The sequence below is a fragment of the Leucobacter chromiireducens genome, from assembly GCF_003917135.1.
Lineage (GTDB): Bacteria > Actinomycetota > Actinomycetes > Actinomycetales > Microbacteriaceae > Leucobacter > Leucobacter chromiireducens_A.
The window spans coordinates 1-16,926 of sequence record NZ_RPDI01000027.1 but is presented as its reverse complement, the minus strand read 5'-3'; the positions used below and the strand labels follow the sequence as shown (position 1 = coordinate 16,926).

17 protein-coding genes are annotated in these 16,926 nt (G+C 71.0%); 6 read left to right on the top strand and 11 right to left on the bottom strand.

Annotated elements, in window-relative coordinates:
• The first annotated feature begins 81 nt into the window (after positions 1–81).
• The 3 genes from EGM46_RS11850 to EGM46_RS11840 all read left to right on the top strand — a co-directional run bounded on the left by EGM46_RS11850 (position 82) and on the right by EGM46_RS11840 (position 3,160).
• Complete coding sequence (locus EGM46_RS11850) at positions 82–1,350, top strand: magnesium transporter MgtE N-terminal domain-containing protein (protein ID WP_125100356.1); 1,269 nt, start codon at positions 82–84, stop codon at positions 1,348–1,350.
• Positions 1,347–1,961 (top strand): DUF1003 domain-containing protein, encoded by a 615-nt coding sequence (locus EGM46_RS11845; protein ID WP_125100355.1) that lies wholly within the window; start codon positions 1,347–1,349, stop codon positions 1,959–1,961. Before EGM46_RS11850 ends, EGM46_RS11845 begins: the two co-directional genes overlap by 4 nt.
• A gap of 92 nt (positions 1,962–2,053) precedes the next feature.
• On the top strand, positions 2,054–3,160 hold the full coding sequence (locus EGM46_RS11840; RefSeq protein ID WP_241156312.1) for an Mrp/NBP35 family ATP-binding protein: 1,107 nt from the start codon (positions 2,054–2,056) through the stop codon (positions 3,158–3,160).
• Between the two features lie 5 nt (positions 3,161–3,165).
• Here the strand turns inward: EGM46_RS11840 and EGM46_RS11835 are convergent, their stop codons facing one another.
• Positions 3,166–4,974 carry a putative bifunctional diguanylate cyclase/phosphodiesterase gene (locus EGM46_RS11835; RefSeq protein ID WP_241156309.1) on the bottom strand — a complete coding sequence of 603 codons (1,809 nt, stop codon included), beginning with the start codon at positions 4,972–4,974 and terminating at the stop codon, positions 3,166–3,168.
• 16 nt (positions 4,975–4,990) lie between these two features.
• A complete protein-coding gene (locus EGM46_RS11830) occupies positions 4,991–5,365 on the bottom strand; it encodes a twin-arginine translocase TatA/TatE family subunit (protein WP_125100353.1) in 375 nt (124 codons plus the stop codon).
• A gap of 131 nt (positions 5,366–5,496) precedes the next feature.
• Here EGM46_RS11830 and EGM46_RS11825 point away from each other — a divergent pair, with 131 nt between their 5' ends.
• Together EGM46_RS11825 and EGM46_RS11820 are read left to right on the top strand one after the other, a co-directional pair.
• Positions 5,497–6,399: a hypothetical protein gene (locus EGM46_RS11825; RefSeq protein WP_125100352.1), complete on the top strand. Its 903-nt coding sequence runs from the start codon at positions 5,497–5,499 to the stop codon at positions 6,397–6,399.
• Positions 6,400–6,558: 159 nt separating this feature from the next.
• Positions 6,559–7,191, top strand: coding sequence for an O-methyltransferase (locus EGM46_RS11820; protein ID WP_125100351.1), 633 nt, complete (start codon positions 6,559–6,561; stop codon positions 7,189–7,191).
• A 119-nt stretch (positions 7,192–7,310) separates the two neighbouring features.
• Here the strand turns inward: EGM46_RS11820 and EGM46_RS11815 are convergent, their stop codons facing one another.
• From EGM46_RS11815 to dapE, 3 genes are all read right to left on the bottom strand, one after another.
• The gene (locus tag EGM46_RS11815; protein ID WP_164512886.1) at positions 7,311–9,413 is read right to left on the bottom strand and encodes an alkaline phosphatase family protein; all 2,103 of its coding nucleotides are present in this window, start codon (positions 9,411–9,413) and stop codon (positions 7,311–7,313) included.
• A 314-nt stretch (positions 9,414–9,727) separates the two neighbouring features.
• Positions 9,728–9,898 (bottom strand): DUF3117 domain-containing protein, encoded by a 171-nt coding sequence (locus EGM46_RS11810; RefSeq protein ID WP_075201434.1) that lies wholly within the window; start codon positions 9,896–9,898, stop codon positions 9,728–9,730.
• Between the two features lie 96 nt (positions 9,899–9,994).
• On the bottom strand, positions 9,995–11,122 hold the full coding sequence (gene dapE / locus EGM46_RS11805; protein ID WP_125100349.1) for a succinyl-diaminopimelate desuccinylase: 1,128 nt from the start codon (positions 11,120–11,122) through the stop codon (positions 9,995–9,997).
• Positions 11,123–11,184: 62 nt separating this feature from the next.
• On the opposite strand from dapE, the gene dapD reads away from it, so the two are divergent.
• Positions 11,185–12,141, top strand: coding sequence for a 2,3,4,5-tetrahydropyridine-2,6-dicarboxylate N-succinyltransferase (gene dapD, locus EGM46_RS11800; protein ID WP_125100348.1), 957 nt, complete (start codon positions 11,185–11,187; stop codon positions 12,139–12,141).
• A gap of 86 nt (positions 12,142–12,227) precedes the next feature.
• On the opposite strand, the gene EGM46_RS11795 is transcribed toward dapD, so the two are convergent.
• From EGM46_RS11795 to EGM46_RS11770, 6 genes are all read right to left on the bottom strand, one after another.
• The gene (locus EGM46_RS11795; RefSeq protein ID WP_125100347.1) at positions 12,228–12,995 is read right to left on the bottom strand and encodes an ABC transporter permease; all 768 of its coding nucleotides are present in this window, start codon (positions 12,993–12,995) and stop codon (positions 12,228–12,230) included.
• A 9-nt stretch (positions 12,996–13,004) separates the two neighbouring features.
• Entirely contained in the window at positions 13,005–13,760 is a 756-nt protein-coding gene (locus EGM46_RS11790; protein ID WP_125100346.1) for an ABC transporter permease, read from the bottom strand.
• The gene (locus EGM46_RS11785; protein ID WP_125100345.1) at positions 13,757–14,512 is read right to left on the bottom strand and encodes an ABC transporter ATP-binding protein; all 756 of its coding nucleotides are present in this window, start codon (positions 14,510–14,512) and stop codon (positions 13,757–13,759) included. The genes EGM46_RS11790 and EGM46_RS11785 overlap by 4 nt, the downstream gene beginning before the upstream one ends.
• Before the next feature lie 63 nt (positions 14,513–14,575).
• Complete coding sequence (locus EGM46_RS11780; RefSeq protein ID WP_125100344.1) at positions 14,576–15,241, bottom strand: response regulator transcription factor; 666 nt, start codon at positions 15,239–15,241, stop codon at positions 14,576–14,578.
• A complete protein-coding gene (locus EGM46_RS11775) occupies positions 15,238–16,404 on the bottom strand; it encodes a sensor histidine kinase (RefSeq protein ID WP_125100343.1) in 1,167 nt (388 codons plus the stop codon). Before EGM46_RS11775 ends, EGM46_RS11780 begins: the two co-directional genes overlap by 4 nt.
• 103 nt (positions 16,405–16,507) lie before the next feature.
• Positions 16,508–16,926: LPXTG cell wall anchor domain-containing protein (locus EGM46_RS11770; RefSeq protein WP_125100342.1), on the bottom strand; the 419-nt coding region annotated here is incomplete at its 5' end.

The following is a 16,926-nucleotide window of genomic DNA, read 5'->3' as shown; positions in this document are numbered from 1 at the left end:
TGGCTGAGCGGGGGCTTTGCGCCGCTGAATTGGCTGGCGTCTCGCGCGCGCGAACACGGCCGGGCGCGCTAGCGTAGGGGTGTGAGGACTTCGAGGGTATTCGTGGGGCGGCTCGCCGGGCGCAGCGTGTTCGACCCGGTGGGCGATCGCATCGGCAAAGTGCGCGATGTGCTCGTCGTGTTCCGCTCGGCCGCTGCGCCGCGCGTGGTCGGCCTGATCGTCGAGATCCCCGGCAAGCGGCGCGTGTTCGTGCCGATCAGCCGGGTCACCTCGATCGGCTCCGGGCAGGTCATCACGACCGGCCTCATCAACGTCCGCCGCTTCGAGCAGCGCGGCGGCGAGACCCGCATGATCGCGGAGCTCATCGGCCGTGACGTGCAGCTCGCCTCCGAGGCTCCCGGCGCGGCTCCCGTGACGGCGCGCATCGAGGACGCGGCCATTGAGCGCTCGCGCTCCGGTGAGTGGCTCGTGTCCGAGGTGTTCGTGCGGCTCCCGAAGCCGGCGGCGCCGTTCAGCCGCGGGGACGCGAAGACGGTGCGCTGGTCCGAGATCCGACTCCCGGCCGCTGGCGCGCAGTCGGCGGAGCTCTTCATCCAGACCATGGTGGATCTGAAGCCGGCGGACCTCGCCGAGGCGCTGCTCGAACTCCCGCAGGCGCGCATGATCGAGGTGGTGGGCGAGCTGCCGGACGCCCGCGTTGCCGACGCGCTCGAGGAGATGACCGAGCCGGATCAGCTCGCGCTGCTCGCGAACCTCCGCCCGGACCGCACCGCCGACGTGCTCGATCGGATGGAGCCCGACGATGCGGCCGACCTCATCTCCGCGCTCCCCGCGGCCAAGGGCGAGGAGCTCCTCGACCTCATGGAGCCCGAGGAGGCCGAGGACGTGCGCCGCCTGCTCGAGTACGACGCGGACACCGCTGGCGGCCTCATGAGCCCCTCACCGATCGTGCTGTCGGCCGAGTCGAGCGTCGCCGAGGGGCTCGCGATGATCCGCCGCGCCGAGATTCCGCCCGCGATGGCATCGGCGGTGTACGTCACGCACCCGCCCTACGAGACGCCGACCGGCGAGTACCTCGGTATGGCGCACTTCCAGCGCATGCTGCGCTTCCCGCCGCACGAGCGGCTCGTCGCGCTCGTGGACACCGAGATCGAGGCCGTGACCGTGCACGCGAGCGCCGCCGAGGTGTCGCGCCGGCTCGCGAGCTACGACCTCGTCGCGCTGCCCGTCGTCGACGACCAGAACCGCCTCGTCGGGGTCGTGACCGTCGACGACGTGCTCGATCATCTCCTGCCCGACGACTGGCGGCACGCGGACGACGAGACGAGCGCGCCGGGGGCCGGACGATGAGGCTGTTCGGCCGGGATCCCGGTCTCGACGCGCCCCGCCAGGCCGGCGCGCGCGCCGCGCGGCCGAGCGGCCGTGGCGGCGAGGCGCGCGTCAGCGGCAACGAGCGCTTCGGGCGGTGGACCGAGAGCATCGCGCGCGGCATGGGAACGCCGTGGTTCCTGCTGATCCTCACGCTGTTCTGCATCGCGTGGCTCGCGTGGAACACGTTCGGGCCGGAGCACGCGCGCTTCGACTCGGCGGCGCTCGGCTTCACCGCGCTGACGCTGATCCTGTCGCTGCAGGCCTCGTACGCCGCGCCGATGATCCTGCTCGCGCAGAACCGGCAGGACGACCGCGACCGCGTGCAGATCGAGCAGGATCGGCAGCGCTCCGAGCGCGCGCTCGCCGACACCGAGTTCCTCGCACGCGAGGTCGTCGCGCTGCGCCTCGCGATGAAGGAGCTGCCGGATCGGGAGTTCCTGCGAGCCGAGCTCCGCGCGCTGCTCGCCGAGCTGGAGGAGGACGAGCCGGAACCGGAGCCGGAGCCGGAACCGGAAACGGAGCCGGGCAGCGATCCCGCGCCCGAGTCCGAGCCCGGCAGCGATCCCGCGCCCGAGCGGAGCGCGCCGTGACCGGAGCGGAGCAGCCGGCTGAGGCGGCGCTCACCGGCGCCCCGGCCGACGCCAGCCAGGCCGAGCGCGCCGTCTGGACCGCGCTCGCCGCGGTGCGCGATCCCGAGATCCTGCGCCCCATCACCGAGCTCGGCATGGTGCGCGACGTGCGGGTGGACGACGCCGGCGCCGCAGAGGTGTCGATCCTGCTCACGATCGCTGGCTGCCCGGCAGCGCGCCGCATCGAGGCGGACACGCAGGCCGCGGCCGCTGGCGCGAGCGGGATCACCGCAGCGACCGTTGCCGTCGGCGTGATGTCCCCGGCGGAGCGACGCGCGTTCACCGAGCGAGTGCGCGGCCCGGGCGGCACGCGGCCGATGCAGTTCGGCCCGGACTCCCTCACCCGCGTCATCGCGGTGACGAGCGGGAAGGGCGGCGTCGGCAAGTCGTCGCTCACCGCGGGGCTCGCGGTCGCCCTCGCCGCGCAGGGGCTCTCCGTCGGCCTCGTCGACGCCGACATCTTTGGGTTCTCGATCCCCGGCATCCTGGGGCTCAGCCGCGACGGTCGCGCGACGCAGCCGACCCGCGTCGACGACATGATCCTCCCGCCCGTGGCGCACGGCGTGAAAGTGATCTCGATCGGCATGTTCCTCGGCGACGCCGATCCGCGCACCACCGCGGTGTCATGGCGCGGACCGATGCTGCACCGCACGATCGAGCAGTTCCTGCGCGACGTGTGGTTCGGCGACCTCGACGTGCTGCTGCTCGACCTGCCGCCGGGCACCGGCGACATCGCGATCAGCGTTGGCCAGCTCCTCCCCAACGCCGAGGTGCTCGTCGTCACGACCCCGCAGGAGGCGGCGGCCGACGTCGCCGTGCGCAGCGCGCTCGTTGCCAGGCAGACCGGGCAGCGGGTGATCGGCGTCGTGGAGAACATGGCGGGGCTCGCGCAGCCCGACGGCTCGGTGATCGACGTGTTCGGCTCAGGCGGTGGCGCGCTCGTCGCCGAGCGGCTGAGCGACGACGAGCACGGCGAGGTGCCGTTGCTCGGCAGCGTGCCACTCAGCCCGGCGTTCCGCGCGGGCGGCGACGCCGGCGAACCCGCGGTGCTGACCGAGCCGAGCGACCCGGCCGCGGCCGTCGTCCTCGAGGTCGCACGCGCGATCGCCGGGCGCGGGCGCGGGCTCGCGGGGCGTCAGCTGGGGCTGCGACCCAGCTAGCCGCGCTACGCCGCGACGAGGCGATCCCGCACCGGGCGTGGCCGGCCGAACAGGTAGCCCTGGAACGCGTCGACTCCGATCTCGCGGAGCTTCTCGAACTGCGCCTCGGTCTCGACGCCCTCGGCGACGATCTGGAGGCTGAAGGTGCGGCCCAGCCAGACGATGGTCTGGGCGATGGCTGCGGCCTGCGCGTCGTGCACCACAGAGGACACGAACGAGCGGTCGATCTTGAGCTGCTGCACGGGCAGCTGCTGCAGGTAGCTCAGCGAGGAGTAGCCGGTGCCGAAGTCGTCGAGCGAGGACTGCACCCCCTGCGTGCGCAGCACCGCGAGCATGCCGACCGTGCGGTCGAGGTCGGTGTGCAGCACGCTCTCGGTGAGCTCGAGGGTGAGGCGGCCGGGCGGCACCTCGTGCCGCACGAGCGCCTCGTGCACGCGGTCAGCGAAGCCGTCGACGCGGAGCTGTCGCGCGCTCAGGTTCACAGAGAGGGTGAGGCCGGCCCGCTCTGGCTCGGTGCTCCACTCAGCCAGCGTGCGGCACGCCTCCTCCAGCACCCAGTCGCCGATCTCGACGATCACCCCGGTCTGCTCGGCGAGCGGGATGAACTCGTCGGGCGCGACGGTGCCGAGCTCGCTGGAGAACCAGCGGATCAGGCCCTCCTCGCCGATCAGCTGGCGATCCCGGTCGACGATCGGCTGCGCGTAGAGCTGCAGCTCGCCCTTCTCGATGCCGCGGTGCAGCTCCGAGATGAGCCGTACGCGGTCGCGCGCCTCGTGCAGCATGCGCTGCCGGAACTGCCGGAGCCGGTGCGGGCCGCCCTCGCGCCGCGCGCGCTTCCGAGCGATCTCGGAGCACTTCACCACCTCGTGCGGATCGTCGGTCACGATGAACTCGTTCGCCGGGCAGCCGTCGGTGTCGGACGCGTCGCTCATGCGGCGCGCCTCGCCGCTCGCCCAGAGCACGTAGCCGACGCTCGCGGACACGTCGATGACCACGCCGGAGCCGAGCTCGACCGGCCCGGCGACCACTTCGAGCACGCGCTCGATGAGCTCGAGGCACGCCTCCTCAGCCTCGCGGCTGCTCGCGGCGAGGTTGGGGAGCAGGATCCCGAACGTGTTCGAGCCGATCCGGCCGACGCGTGCGCCCGCGTTCTCGATCCCGTGCAGGCGCTTCGACGCCTCGAGGAGCAGCCGATCCCCCGCTTCGAAGCCGAAGGCGTCGTTCACGACCGACAGCTCGTCGACGCTGATCGACACGAAGGCGCTGAAGTCTTTCCCCGAGCCGGACTGCACGGCGGTCGAGATGGCGCGCAGCATGGACTCGCGGTTCACAAGACCCGTGACCGAGTCGGTGTACGCGAGGAGGCGCACCTGCTCCTCCGCGAGGTGACGCGCGGTCTCCTCGCTCCGGATCGCCACGTACCGCTCGGGCTTCCCGCGCTCGTCGAGCAGCGGGATGATCGTCGTATCGACCCAGTACTCCGTGCCGTCCTTCGCGCGGTTGCAGATCTCGTTCTTCCACACCTCACCGCGACCGATCACGCGCCACATCTCCTTGAAGAACTCTTTGGGGTGTCGCCCCGAGTTGACGATGCGATGGGTCTCGCCGATCAGCTCGTCTCGCGCGTACTGCGAGATGTCGCAGAACCGATCGTTGACGTAGGTGATGATGCCGCGGCGATCGGTGATCGCGACGATGGACGTCGTGTCGAGCGCGTACATGAGCTCGTTGAGCACCTGGCGAGGCGCACCCTGCTCGGCGCCCAGCGGGCGCTTCCAGTCGTGCGGCTCCCCCGCGCTCGCCGGGGAGGTCATGCGGAACCGTGGTTCATCATGTTGCCTCCTCGTCGAAGAATATGCCGCCAGCAGGGGGTTCCGCAAGAGACGCCGCAGCTGCGCGCTTCTCCGCTGCTTCCTCAGCGCGTGCGCGCCGCGCCGCGGTGCGCGCCTCGCGCTCATCCTCGACGAGCGCATCGCGAATGATCCGACGCGGATCGTACTGCCGCGGATCGAGCTGCTTCCAGTCGACGTCGTCGAACTCCGGCCCCATCTCGTCGCGGAGGCGGTCCTTCGCGCCGTCGGCCATGCGCTTCAGGCTGCGCACGAGATCCCCGAGCTTCTTCGCGTACATCGGCAGCCGGTCGGGCCCCACAACGAAGAGCGCGATCACCAAGATCACCAGCAGCTTCTCGAACGTGAGTCCCATAAGCCACTATCGTAGCGCTGATTCTGGTGCCGACGGGGTGACGCGGGGCGTGCAGCGACGCGTGTCTCGGCTGCCACGGCGACGCGGAACGCGCCCAGCATTCCCGGGGATCCTGCCGCTACCCTGAGCACATGCGAGCACGTCAGATCCTCCGCCGCCTGAACGATCCCCGAAGCGTGTCGCACGGCGTCGTGTCGAGCGCGATCGTGGGCGCGCTCACGCTCGTCGAGCCGCGCCGGCTCACCCCCGGTAGTCGGCTCGCGTACCGCGGGGCGGTTGCGGCGGTGACCGGGTGGGTTGTCTGGGCGACGCTGCGCCCCCGCTCGGCGGCGGACCTCGATCTCCTCGGGCCGCTCAACCGCACGGCCCTCACCGCGGGAGCCGCCGGCGCGGCGCTCGGGCTCGCCGAAGTCGGCGAGGCCGTGGACGCCAAGGTCCACGACCGGCTCGTGCGCTCGGGGGTGACCCGGCCGCGGCTGTGGCTCGCGGTGGGCAGCCTTGCCCTCGGCCTCGCATCCTGGGCGGCGAGTCGGAACGACGCCGGCTTCAGCCTGTCGGATCTCCCGGGCGCAGACGAGGACGGGCGGTCGCTCGTCGAGCTGCCCGACGAGGTGCGCGGCCTCGCGCTTCGGCTGCTGTCCGCAACCGAGGAGTTCGGCGCCCCGCAGCTGCGCGAGCAGCTCGCCACCGCGCGGCTCGTTCGGTTCGCGGACGAGGAGCCCGAGCTCGGGTACTCCGCGTTCGAGGTGTCCGACGCGGTCGCGCGCGCCGTGCCTGGCACCGCGACCTTCCCCGTGATCGGCCGTTTCCGCGACGCCGCTGGCCAGCAGTTCGGGATCAGGCTCTTCGTGGAAGACGGCCGGCTCGAGAGCATGCACATCGACGAGGAGGACGGGGACGGCCCGGGCAGCGTGTACGGCGCGGCCGGCGATGCCGACGAGGCGGCGGTGCCAGCCAGCTGGCCGGCGCCAGCCGACGTCGAGGTGCTCGTCGAGACCGGCGGCGGCTACCGGCCGCTGAGCGCCTCGGCATAGGAGACCGCCGCACCAGCTCGCGGCAACAATTCGGCGCGCTGGCGCGCGTGTGGCGCGACGTGAGTGCGCGGGTGGCCCTACGCTAAGAGTGAGCGTGCGGTGGGAGCCGGCAGAGATGCGGCCCCTGCCGGTCAGCACGCAAGACTTTCGGAGGAAAACGTGAGCAAGCTCGAACGCAACTGGCAGTACGCCGAACAGTACCCGGGGGAAACCGACGCGCTCGTCCGGGCCCGCCGGCTGTCCCTTGAGCTCGGCATCGAGCCCGTGAGCCGCTCCATCGGCGCGCAGCTCTCCGGCCTCGCCGTGCTCACGCGCGCGCAGGCCATCTGCGAGGTGGGCACAGGCGTCGGCGTGAGCGGGCTCTCGCTACTCCGCCACGCGCACGACGCGACCCTCACCACCATCGAGATCGAGCCGGAGTATCTGCGCGAGGCGCGCACGATGTTCGCCGAGGCCGGGATCCCCGCCGCGCGCCTCCGCGCGATCGAGGGCGACGCGCGCCACGTGATGCCCCGCCTGAACCTCGACTCCTACGATCTGGTGTTGCTGGACGCCGATCCCGCGCAGCTGCTCGAGCACTTCGAGTACGCGCTCGGGATCGTGCGGCAGGGCGGCTGCATCATCGTGCCCGGCGCGTTCGCGCACGGCAGGGTGCCGGATCCCGCGGCACGCGACGCCGAGACGCAGGCGGTGCGTGATCTGCTGACGCTCGTCGCCGAGTCGGCGGCGATCGCCCCGATGCTCTCCCCGGCTGGCGACGGGCTGCTCACGCTCGTGCGGCTGGACGGCTAGCCGAGCGGGGTGCGCGTGCACCCCGCCCCGAGACCCCGCGCATCTTTCGAGATCGCGTAGATTCCTCCGAAGATGCTGCCGTTTTCGAAAGATGCGCGGGGTTTCGGGGGCGGGGCCGCCTAGCCGAGCGGGTCGGCGTCCCGACGCGAGCGCACCGCGAGCAGCACACCACCGCCGAGCAGCGCCGCGGCCACCGCACCCCCAACGATGAGCGCCGGCACGCCGCCGCCCGTCGTCGCGAGCTCGCCCGCGTGCTCGGACGCGCCGGGCCGCGCCGTCGTCACCGACCCCGGTGCGGGATCGGGATCAGTGCCGGGCGTCGTGCCGGGGTCGGTGCCGGGGTCGGTTCCGGGGTCGGTGCCGGGGTCCGTGCCGGGGTCCGTGCCAGGGTCGACCGCCGCGACGGTGAGCGGCTGCGACAGCTCGGAGCCGTCGGCGCGCACGGCGACAAGGTGGTGCTCCCCCGCCGCGGTCTCCGCCGGCACGCGGAGCTCGGCTGACAGCGCGCCAGCCGCGTCGGCGACGGCTGAGCCCAGCTGCTGCGGCGTGGAGCGCAGCTCGAAGCGCACCTCCTCGCCAGCGGCGAAGCCGTTCCCCGTGACGGTCACCGTCTCACCCGCGGTGAGCTTCGCCGCCGAGAGCGCGATCTCCGCAGGCGCGCTTGGCGCGTCCGGCTGCCCGAAGCGGACCTGGTCGATCGCCCAGAACGCGCTGTTGTTCCCCGAGTACGAGAACTGCAGGCTCAGCGTCTTCGGGAGCGCACCGTCCGCGCCGCGCGGCAGCTCGACCGTGTGGCGCTCGACCGCGTTCACCGGGTTCATGCGCGTGCCGTCGGCCGGGTAATCGAGCAGCTTCTGACGCGGCGCGCCCGACGCCTCGTCGAACACCACCCACACGCTCGCGCCCTGCGGGCCATCGACGGCGTAGTCGGAGACGAAGGACACGTCGGCGGTGGCCGCACCGTTCAGCTCGTACGCCGGGGTGATCAGTGTCGAATCGAATTGGTTCCCGCCGCGCGGCGACACGTCGGCCCACTCATCAGAGTCCGCGACCGCGAACACGTCGCGCGAGCGCACGTTGTTCTCGCGGTGCTGCCCGAGCTCGACGTTTGAGAAGAAGTCGTCGGTCATGAACGTCCAGCCGCGGAACTCCGGTGCGCCGCCCGTCGGCATCCGGGAGTTGTCGACCGTCCACCCCGTCGGCGCCACATCGGTCCAGCCGAGGAGCTGGCCCGGCCCGGTCTCCTGCGCCGCGACGCGCAGCTGCGGGCGGAGCGCGTCGAAGTCGTCGGGCACGAGGTCTCGCACGGCGGCACCGTCGAGATCCCACGCGGCGTCGCGCGCGATGCCAACGTGCGCGAGCACGGTCGGCGCGATGTCGGAGATCTTCACGTCGTGGCGCACCGAGCCGGGCGCAAACCCGCTACCCTGCGCGATCACGTGCGTCTTCCGCTCCAGCTTCGTCGAGCCGCCGTGCCCGCCGCGCGGCGTGTGGCCGTGATCCGAGGTGAGCATGATAAGCCAGTCCTCGCCGGCATAGCCAGGCCTGGCCTGCACTGCGGCGATCAGCTCGCCGATCTGCCGGTCGGCCACGATGAGCGCGTCCCGGTACGCCTGCGAGCTCGAGCCGCTTGAGTGGCCGGCGCCGTCCACCTCGTCGAGGTGCACGAACACGTCGTCCGTGGTGGGCTCGGCGAGCTTCGCCACCGCACGGGCCGTGGTGTCCGCGTCGCCTGCGCCCTGCACGCGGGTGTCCACTGCCTGCCCGAACACGCGGGTCGAGATCGGGCCCCACGTGCCGATCGCCGCGGTGCCCCGCTCGGGCTGCGCCGTCTCGATCCGGCTCAGGTAGTCGGGGTACACGTCGTAGCGCGGGGCGGTGAAGTTGTTGTCGACGACGTTGTGCTTGTCCGGCCAGACGCCCGTCGCGATCGTCGACCAGCCAGCACCGGAGACGGTCGGCGCCATCGGGCTGCCCGGCAGGTTACTCTCGGCCGTCAGGCCGCCGGCCTGCAGCGCGCGGATGTTCGGCAGCGCGGTCTCCGCGAACACGTCGAACGCGGCGCCGTCGACGCCGATCACGAGCGTCTTCGGCGCGGCCTCATCGGCAGGCGCGGCCGGTGCGGCCGGTGCGGCCAGCGCGGCGGGGGCGATCCCCGCGCACACGCCGGTGACGCCGAGTGCGAGCGCGCCGATCGACGCGGCAATAGTGTGTTTCCTCACAGTGACTGGCTCCCAGATGTCTTCAGAAGTGGTGGACGGCCGCGGCCCATCTGACCACGCCGAAATCCAGTCTGTGCGGCGCATTCACCGCCGTCGGCGACACGCACCACCGTCACTGAAGCTTCCTCGCGGCGTCACGTCGCGTTCAGTTGTCCACACAACTCGCCGGGAGGCTTCCGGCGAGGCACTGCCTGGCATCGCGCGCTCCCCCGAGTTCGCGGCCTCGCCGGCGCTCGGGGAGACACAACAGGCCCGGCTCCTCGGGTGAGGAGCCGGGCCTGTCGCGTGCGCCACCGTGGCGCGCGCTGGGGTGTCTAGCCGTCGAGCACGCCGGCGAGCACATCGCGCAGCTCGGCGGCTTCCTGGTCGTTCACCGACACCACGAGTCGTCCCCCGCCCTCGAGCGGAACACGAACGACGATCAGCCTGCTTTCACGCACCGCCTCCATGGGTCCATCCCCAGTCCTCGGTTTCATTGCAGCCATGACGCCTCCTCGCATAGTTTGGTGGTTCGTATCCATTTTATCGGTCCGCGAGTGAGCAAGGCGAACTCGGAGACCCCGGATGACGTGCGGAGTCGTTCAGTTTTCGCCGAGCGGGGCGGAAAGCCAGTCCTTGAGGGCCGCATAGCCGTGCTCAATCTGCGCAACAGGCACGCGCTCGTCGTCGGCGTGCGCGAGGAGCGCGTTGCCCGGACCAAAGTTCACGGCCGGGATCCCGAGCGCGGAGAAGCGTGACACGTCGGTCCAGCCGAGCTTGGCGCTCGGCTCCTGCCCCACCGCTGCGACGAAGCGCTGGGCGAGCGGTGCGTCGAGCCCGGGACGCGCACCCGGCGACAGGTCGACGATGTCCACCTCGTCGGCGTCGGCGAAGAACTCGCGCACGAAGGCGACCGCTTCCTCCCCCGACCGGCTCGGGGCAAAGCGATAGTTCACCTCGATGACGCAGCGATCCGGGATCACGTTGCCGGCGACCCCACCCTCGATCCGCACCGCGTTGAGCCCCTCGCGGTACTCCAGGCCGTCCACCACGACGCGCTCCGCCTCGTAGGCGTCGAGGCGGGCGAGCAGCGCCCCGGCGCGGTGGATCGCGTTGATCCCCATCCAGCTGCGCGCCGAGTGCGCCCGCTTCCCCGTGAGCGCGACGCGGGCCCGGAGGGTGCCGTTGCAGCCGCCCTCAATCGTGCCGTTGGACGGCTCTCCCAGGATCGCGAAGTCGGCGGCGAACAGCTCGGGGTGGTTGCGCATCGCACGGCCGAGGCCGCTGAGCTCGGACGCCACCTCCTCGTGGTCGTACCAGACCCAGGTGAGGTCGACGGCCGGCTCGGCGAGCTCGACCGCGAGCGCGAGCTGCACCGCGACGCCGGCCTTCATGTCGACCGTGCCGCGCCCCCAGATCATCGCCTCGCCCGTCTCGGGCTCGACGACATCACGCACGGGAAGGTTGTCGTTGATCGGCACCGTGTCGAGGTGACCGGCGATCGCGACGCGGCGCGCGCGGCCGAGCTCGGTGCGCGCGATGATGGTGTCCCCGTCGCGCGTCACGTGCAGGTGCGGCGCGTGCTCCGAGAGCACCGCGGCAACCGCGTCGGCGATGGCGCGTTCGTCGCCGGACACCGACGGGATGTCGCAGAGCTGCCGCGTCAGCCCGACCGGGCCGGCTGCTGGATCGAGGCGGAATGCTGGGCGCTGGGTGTCCTGGGTGCTCACCCGTCCAGCCTAGGGCGTCGGCGCTGGCCCGTGGGCGCCGGGGCTTCGCTAGCATTGTGTGTATGACTGAGACCCGCTACGCCTGGGCCGCCGGAATCGCTACGATCGCCGCTGACGGTACCACCCTCGACGCCTGGTTCCCCGCTCCCGCGCTCGGACAGCGCCCCGAGGACCGTGATCCCTGGATCGCGCCGGCCGAGCTCGCCGGCCTGACGGGCGCGGACGAGGCGCGCGGCGTCGAGCTGCGCTTCGTGAATGTTGAGATCGACCTCGACGCCGCCCCGGCGAGCACCGAGGACGCGTACCTCCGTCTCCACCTGCTGTCGCACTGCCTCGCACTGCCGAACTCGCTGAACCTCGACGGCATCTTCGGCAAGCTGCCGAACATCGCGTGGACGAGCGCCGGCCCCATGCTGCCCGAGGACTACGCGGCGCGCCTGCCGCAGCTGAAGCGCGCCGGGATCACCGCGGTGGGCCTCGACAAGTTCCCGCGCCTCACCGACTACGTCGTTCCGGCCGGCGTGCGCATCGCCGACGCGTCGCGCGTGCGCCTCGGGGCGTATCTCGCGCCCGGCACCACGGTGATGCACGAGGGCTTCGTGAACTTCAACGCCGGCACGCTCGGCGCCTCGATGGTGGAGGGCCGCATTTCGCAGGGCGTCGTCGTTGGCGACGGCTCCGACATCGGCGGCGGCGCTTCGATCATGGGCACCCTGTCCGGTGGCGGCACGCAGCGGATCACGATCGGCGAGCGTGCGCTGCTCGGCGCGAACTCCGGCGTCGGCATCTCGATCGGCGACGACAGCGTCGTCGAGGCGGGGCTCTACGTCACCGCCGGCACGAAGGTCGTCCTGCCGCAGGGCACCGCCGATTCGGCAGGCGAGCCCGTCGAGGTGAAGGCGGTTGAGCTCTCGGGCGTCGCCCAGCTGCTCTTCCGCCGCAACTCGCGCACCGGCGCGGTCGAGGCGCTGCCCCGCGAGGGATCCGGCATCGTGCTGAACGCCGCGCTGCACGCGTAGGCCAGACAGGCCCGGCGACGGTTCCCGTCCGGGCCTGCCTGCCGGCCTGTCTGCCTGCCCCTCCGTGCTCTCGTGGGCGCGAACCGTCAACTCAGTGGCTCGGCGGCCGGCGAGTCGCGGGTGAGAAATACTGCCGTAGCGATGCCGCTGAGCACCACCGCCCACAGCGTCATCACGAGGCCTCCAGGGACTGGTTCGAGCACGCCGACGCCAGGGTAGGGCATGAGGAGTTGGATCCCGGCGAGGTCGGGGAGGTACTTCAGCAGCGGGATCACGCCGACCAGGGAGATCGTGACACCGAGGACGAGGGGAACGAGCACGACGAGGGTCACAATGAAGGTGCGGGCGATGATGGTGATGGCTGCGGCGATGAGTGAGATCAGGGCGTAGTTGATGCCGACGCCGAGGAGGTTCCACCCCATCCCGGCGGTGAACTGATCGGGCGCGAGGCCGTGCGCCCCGAGTGCCGCGTGCTTCATGAGCACGGAGCCTCCGAGAGCACCCCAGCCGATCAGTGCGCTGAGCGCGGCGACGATGAGGAACTTCGCGGCGAGCACTCGCCCTCGTTTCGGGGTCGCGATGAGGGTGGTGCGGAGTTGCCCGTCGAGATACTCGGTGCCGCTGATGAGCGCGGCGAGCAGGATCACGAGTGGTTGTCCGAACCCTGCCGTCTCGAAGCCGTGTGATTCGATGGGAAACTGTGCGCCGCTGGCAGGATCGAATGCGAGCCCGGAGGCGAGCGCGAGCGCCGCGGGCACGACGAACGCTGCGGCGAGCGTCGCCTGGATGCTGCGGAGCGTCAGGGTCTTGGTGAACTCCGCGCGCAGGGTGTGCAGGAAGCTGAGGCGTGTCATCTGCGTCTCCTACAGGTCTCGGCGAGTGAAGACCACGCCGGCAGACACCAGGAGGACGATCGCCCACCCTGCGTGCACGAGCGCGCCCATCGCGGGGTCGAGGAAGGTGCCGGAGGCCGGATCGTTGTACAGCGCTGCTCCCGCCGTTGTGGGCAGGAATCTCGCGCCCGCCCAGAATCCCGCGAGGAAGTCGCCGACGCCGATCACGAGCGGCACGATCAGGATGAGCGGCAGGATCGCGGTTCGGGCCAGGGTGCCGACGGCGAAGGCGATCAGCGCGGTCAGCGTCCAGGCAAGGGTGACACCGCCGAGGTTCGCCCAGATCGCGGGCGTCAACGTCCACGGGTCGATTCCGGTCTCCGCTGCGGCGTGAGTGATCATGATGGTGCCGGTCATCGTGACGAACGCGATGAGCGCGACGAGGACGGCCAGCAGCACGGCTTTCACGATGAAGACGCGGAGGCGCTTCGGGGTCGCAACCAGGGTGGTGCGGATTTGCTTGCCGCTCCCGTATTCGCTGCCCGACCAGAGCGCAGCCAGGGCGACGATCAGCACATATCCGAAGCCGGCCATTTCGAAGCCCTGATACTCGGGCGGAATGGGGACGGAAGAGAACAGCAACTCACTGTCAGCGGGAAGATCGGCAGAGGATACAGCGTTCGTCCACGCCAGCGGCAGTGTGCCGAGCACCGTGACCAGCCCGAGAATCCACGTCGCTTTCGTGGTTCGCAGCTTCGTCGCTTCCGAGTGGATGAGCGCGATCATCGCTGCCCCGCACCATCACCGATGCTGGGGGTGTCGCTCGCGGCGCGATACTCCGCATGGTCGTCGGTGAGCGCGAAGAACGCGTCTTCCAGGCTCGCGTGCGCGCCCGTGACCTCGGCTGCGGTGCCGGAGGCGAGGACTCTGCCTTTCGCGATCACGACGAAATCGTCAGCGGTGTCTTCCATCTCGCTCATCAGATGACTGGACACGAGCACGGCTTTCCCCGCGTCGGCGAGTGAGCGCAGGAACCGGCGCATCCACCGGATGCCGTCAGGATCGAGGCCGTTCGTCGGTTCATCAAGGATCAGTACATCGGGGTCACCGAGGAGTGCGGTCGCGATCCCGAGCCGCTGCCCCATCCCCAGTGAGAATCCACCGATCCGCTCCTTCGCTGCGTCCTGCAGCCCGGTGAGAGCGAGCACCTCGTCACCCCGTGCGGCCGGGATCGAGTTCGACTGCGCCACCCAACGCAGGTGCGCCTTGGCCGTTCGGCCCGTGTTCGCGCCGGGGCCATCGAGCATCGCCCCCACCTTGAGGAGCGGCTGATTCAGGGAACGGTAGGGTTTCCCGCCGATCAGGGCGGTGCCGGAGGTGGCCCGGTCGAGGCCGAGCAGGATGCGTAGCGTGCTCGACTTGCCCGCCCCGTTCGGGCCGAGAAACCCGGTGACGCGCCCGGTCGCGGCGGTGAAACTGACGTCGTCGACGACTGCACGCGAGCCGCGACGTTTGACGAGATGGCTGACTTCGATCATGTCTCCCAGCCAACCGGACACCGTGCTCCGTGTCAGTCTGCGAGAGTTGACAATCCCCGGCGCTCAGCCCGAGGGCCGTGTGCCGACCAGCCCGGCTTCGTACGCCACCACGACCAGTTGCGCCCGATCCCGCGCACCGAGCTTCGAGAGGATACGGCTCACGTACGTGCGCACCGTTGTCTGGGTGACGAACAACGCAGCAGCGATCTCCGCGTTGGATCGACCCAGCCCGATCCATTGCAGCGTCTCCCGTTCCCGTTCCGTGAGACGTTCCACTCCGGACTCGGCGATGTGACCGCGTGACGGGCCGGCGAAGCGGTCGATCAGGCGCCTGGTCACCTCCGGGGCGAGCAGCGCCTCCCCGTCGTGTGCGACACGAATCGCGCGCAGTACCTCGCTCGGTGGGCTGTTCTTGAGGAGGAACCCCGACGCGCCCGCGCGCAATGCCTCGAACACATACTCATCCAGGTCGAACGTCGTCAGCACGATCACCCTCGGCCCCGCCTCCTCCAAGCACAGCGAGCGAGTCGCGTCGAGTCCGTTCATCCGCGGCATCTGCACGTCCATGAGCACCACATCGGGCCGATACTCGCGCGCCAGCTCGACGGCCGCTCTACCCTCAGCGGCCTCGCCGATCACCGACATGCCTGGCTCGTGCTCCACCAAGAGCCGCAGCGAAGCACGAATCACGGCCTCGTCGTCGGCGATCAGCACCCGGATCGTGCTCACGGACGCACCTCTTTCCCGTCCGCCACACGCACCGGCAGGCGGGCGGTCAACGTGAGCCCCGTTGGGGTTGAAGCAACGCAGAGCTCCCCACCCACCAGCGCCACGCGTTCCCGCATCCCGGTCAGGCCATGACCCGCGCGTACGCCGGCCGGTGCGCCGATCCCATCGTCGCTGACGGTCACCTCGACCCTGGTATCCCGCACCGTCGCCGAGATGCGGAGCGTTGATGCTTCGGCGTGCCGGACCGCGTTCGTGACCGCTTCCTGGACGATTCGATGCACGGTCATGCGAATCGCAGCAGGCAGCGCGTCGACGCCCGCCATGCCGTTGAGTTCGACCTCCAAGCCAGTGCGTTCCGCGGTGCGCGCGGTGTCACGAAGCAGACTCGTCAGCGGAAGCGACGCGGTTTCTGAACCAGGTTCGGCGGATCGTTCGCCCTGCAACAGTGACTTCAATTCACGCAGCGAGCTGCGCGCCTGAGACTCCACGTCGCGCAAGGTCGCCCGCAGCTCAGGCTCCCTCAGAGCGGCAACGTGCGCTGCGACGCCTGCTTGGACGCCGATCGCTCCGAGCGAGTGAGAAAGCGCATCGTGCACATCCCGAACGAGACGCAGCCGTTCCTCCGTGCGCGCACGCGCGGCGGCCTCCCATCGAGCGTGGCCCGTGTGCGCACCGAGCACCCAGGCCGCGGCAATGACGATGGCGCTGAGCAGTGTCCACCGCATCCGGTCTTCAAACCCCGACGCGTCCGGCGGACTGCCCAGAACGAGCGCGGTCACCACGATCCCTGCGAAGGCACCAAGCAGCCACCCAGGGAACCGCCGCGACTCACGGCGCTCGGCAACGGCGAAGATCCCAACACTCGCCAGGATGAACGGATCAACCGTCGCACCCAGCGCCCACCCGACCGCCGTCGCGACCCCGGCCGCGAGCGCACCGCCGAGCGGGAACCATCTGCTCAGCACCGCGCCGAGCACCGCGACCGCGCCAAGGACCATCTGCCAGGCGCGCAGCTCGTCCGAAACCGGAGCGGTGAGCCACAGCATGACGAACACCGTCGCAGAGAAGCACAGGGTGCCAAGGGCAGTCAACGTGGCCCGACGTCTCGACACCCCAGCGGACCCGGCGCGCAGCATGTCCCGCGGTCCGCCCTGCTCGCTCACGTTGGCCACGCTCCCCATCCTAGGGTCGCAACCTCCACCGGCCCCGAGGAGAACGAGCGGGCGCTCGCGATCCTCGGGGCCGGCAGAGTGGCGTGCTGCGCGGTTACTCCCCCACCACCGGCAGCGCCGTGGTGCGCGCGTGCGTGCCGCGCCGGGCGAAGACGAGCGCCGCGGTGCCGAGGAGCGCGAGGATCGACGCGCCGAGGAGCGCGAGCGTCCCCGTGTCCGAGCCGGTCACCGCGAGCTGCTCAGCGGCCGTGGCCTGCGGGGTGACGCCGGCCGGCGTTTCCGTGCCCGGCGTCTCCGTGCCCGGGGTCTCGGTGCCCGGGGTTCCGGTGCCCGGGGTCTCGGTGCCGGGGGTCTCCCCGCCTGGATTCTCGCCACCGGGGGTCTCCCCGCCGGTGCCCGCGGCGACGGTCAGCGCCCCGGCGTGCAGCGCGCCGGACGTCACGCCGTCCGTGAACCACCAGGCCGCCCGCGTCGGCTCGGCCGCAGCGGCGCTGGCCGCGGCGCGTGCCGTCG